The organism is Dactylosporangium sp. NPDC005572 (genome assembly GCF_040605515.1).
Lineage (GTDB): Bacteria > Actinomycetota > Actinomycetes > Mycobacteriales > Micromonosporaceae > Dactylosporangium.
Genome location: NZ_JBEXCY010000430.1, coordinates 1 through 2,521, shown reverse-complemented (window position 1 = coordinate 2,521; position 2,521 = coordinate 1). Strand labels below are relative to the sequence as shown.

The 2,521-nt window shown below is 76.2% G+C and carries 2 protein-coding genes; one reads left to right on the top strand and one right to left on the bottom strand.

All coding sequences use genetic code 11. From position 1 onward, the window contains the following. Positions 1–1,532 (top strand): FtsX-like permease family protein (locus ABZS66_RS61285; protein ID WP_354774161.1); only part of this gene is annotated, 1,532 nt, incomplete at its 5' end. 477 nt (positions 1,533–2,009) lie between these two features. Here ABZS66_RS61285 and ABZS66_RS61280 read toward each other — a convergent pair. Beyond that, positions 2,010–2,441, bottom strand: a complete 432-nt coding sequence (locus tag ABZS66_RS61280; RefSeq protein ID WP_354774159.1) for a protein-tyrosine phosphatase family protein — start codon at positions 2,439–2,441, stop codon at positions 2,010–2,012. Positions 2,442–2,521: the final 80 nt, after the last annotated feature.

Genomic DNA, 2,521 nt, shown 5'->3' with positions numbered 1-2,521 from the left:
CGGCCGGCGAGCCGCCCCGCCCGCGCCGCCGCCTCCGCTTCGGCGCCGGCCTGGCCGCACTCGCCGGCGGGGCCGCGCTCGTCGTGGTCACCGCCGTCACCGGCGGGATGGCGGCGCTGGTGTCCGCGACCGGCCTGCTGTACCTGCTGGTGCTCGCCGTCGCCCTGCTCGCCCCGTGGATCAACGCTGCCGCCGCCCGGCTGCTCGCCCGCCCGCTGCGCCTCGTCTTCGGCGCCGGCGGCCGGCTCGCCGCGGCCAACCTGCGGGCCAACGCCCGCGGCACGGTCACCGTCCTGACCGCGCTCGTGCTGGCGGTCGGCCTGGGCGGCTCGGTGTGGTTCCTCCAGGACAACCTGGAGCGCGAGACGGTCGCCCAGCACCGGGCCGGCACCGTGGCCACCCTCGCGGTGACCGCCCCCGGCGGCCTGCCCCCGTCGGCGGCCGCCGAGCTCCGCCGGCTCCCCGGCGTCACCGCCGCCACGGGCGTGCACCGCACCGCGGTCGTGGTCCGCGTGCTCGACGGCGCCGAGTCGCTCCCGGCCCAGGCCGTCGACCCGGCCGACCTGCCGTCGACCCTGGACCTGCGGGTCCGCCGCGGCAGCCTGGCCGACCTGGACGCGACGAGCCTGGCCGTGTCGTCGCTGCAGGCGTCGACCCACGGCTGGGACGTGGGCGACCGCGTCTCGCTGTGGCTCGGCGACGGCACCCCCACGGTGCTGCGCGTGGCCGCCGTCTACGACCGCGGCCTGGCCTTCGGCGACGTCACCCTGACCCGCGCAACGGTGGCCGGCCACACCGCGACGGCGACGGACGACCACGTCCTGCTCCGCCTGGCGCCGGGCACCGACCTGTCAGGTTGGCTGTCCGCGCACGCGGGCGCCGGGGTGGGGCCCGTGCCGTCCGCCTCGCTGTCCGCCTCGCCGTCCGCGCACCCGGGCGCCGGGTTGGGGCCCGTGCCGTCCGCCTCGCTGTCCGCGCAGCCGGGTGCCGGGTTGGGGCCTGCGCCGTCCGGTTCGCTCGCCGCGCAGCCGGGCGCGGACGTGGCGTCGGCCCTGTCCGACTGGCTGGCCGCGCACCCGGGCGCGGTGGTGACGTCGGCGGACGCCCTGACCGCGAGCCTGGCCACCGACCTGGCCCTGGGCGCCTGGCTGAACCGCCTCCTGATCGCGGTCCTGGTGGCCTTCGCCGCGCTGGCCGCCGCGAACACGATGGTGGTGGCGGCCCTGTCCCGCTCCCGCGAGCTGGCCCTGATCCGCCTGGCGGGCGCGACGAAGGCCCAGACCCGCCGCATGGTCCACGCCGAGCAGACCGCGCTGCTGGGGACGGCCTTGCTCCTGGGCGGCACGATCGCCGCGGTGACCCTGACGTCGGTGGTGCACACGGCGACGGGCCGCCTGCTCCCGTACGTCCCCTGGCCCGCCTACGCGACCATCCTGGCCGCGACTGCGACGCTGGCCCTGGCCACAACGATCCTCCCGGTGACCCACCTACTCCGTAAGCGCCCGATCCAAGCGCTGGCCGCCAAGGAGTAACCCGGCACGCCTCACTCACGCGGCGGCGGGTTGCTGCATCGGCGGCGCCGCCGTCGCGTGCTGGCTGGCCTCGCGTGCTGGCTCGCGCCGGGTGCTGGCTGGTGTCGCGTGCTGGCTGGTGTTGCGTGCTGGCTGGCCTCGGGTGCTGGCCGCCCTAGCTTCGGCGGTCCTGTTCTCTCCTGCCCTGGCTGCTTTCCCCGGCCCTGGCTGCGCTGCGCCCGTCACCCCCTCGCAGGTTCGTGCCCGATATTTCGGATATTTCCGGCGAGGGCTCGGTGCGCGCGGTGGCGACCGTCGATGGGTCCATGATCGTGGGAAACATCTGGTCGTCCAGGCAGCCAGATGTTTCCCACGATCATGGGCCAGTGTGCGGGGAGTCGGGGTCGTTCCGAGGTGCCCCGCCCGAGAGTCCAGATCGGTGTCCTGGCCGCTGCCATGATCGCGAAAAGTCCGCGATCGTGGCGGCTCACGGGGAGCTCAGGGGGAGAAGCGGGTGACGTACCGGCGCTGCCAGGGGGTCTCGACCGCGTGCTGGGAGTAGTGGTCCCGGATCCAGGCCACGGCATCGGTGGCCGGGACGCCGTCCAGGATCGCGACGCAGGCCAGGGCCGTGCCCGTCCGCCCCTGGCCGCCGGCGCAGGCGACCTCGACCCGTTCGCTCCCGGACCGCTCCAGCAGCTCCCGGAACGCGTCGGCGGCATCCACCCGGTCGGCCGGCAGCCGGAAGTCCGGCCACCGCAGCCACCGCGACGCCCACTCGACGGCCGGCGGCGGCTTGCCCAGCAGGTACAGCCCGAACGACGGCACCGCCCCACCCGCCAACGGCCGCCGCAGCCCACGCCCCCGGATCAGCCGGCCCGACGGCAACCGCACCACCCCGGCGCCGTCCGCCTCCCACCCGTCAGCCATCGACCCACTCTACGCCCGGCCCGCGCCGCCGGTGGGTGGTCGGCGGTGGTCGTGATGCGGTCGGTGATCTCCTTGGCCGT